This window comes from Citrobacter sp. TBCS-14, assembly GCF_005280805.1.
Taxonomy (GTDB): Bacteria; Pseudomonadota; Gammaproteobacteria; order Enterobacterales; family Enterobacteriaceae; genus Citrobacter; species Citrobacter gillenii.
Genome location: NZ_SZWM01001240.1, coordinates 296 through 497, shown reverse-complemented (window position 1 = coordinate 497; position 202 = coordinate 296). Strand labels below are relative to the sequence as shown.

The 202-nt window shown below is 55.4% G+C and carries 1 pseudogene; it reads left to right on the top strand.

The features are described from left to right. A pseudogene (locus tag FDX22_RS26470) lies at positions 1 to 202 on the top strand (hypothetical protein); the annotation flags it as partial.

The window sequence follows — 202 nt, the reverse complement described above, 5'->3', positions numbered from 1 at the left end:
ACGACAGAGCTGCATGAGCGGCTGGAAAACCGTGAACATGATACCGGGCAGTCAAAAGGCTATGCGAGCTTCTGGGTCGTGGTGACGCAGATTGTTATCCTCGATGCGGTGTTCTCACTGGATGCGGTCATTACTGCAGTCGGTATGGTCAACCATCTGCCGGTGATGATGGCGGCGGTGGTTATTGCGATGGCGGTGATGC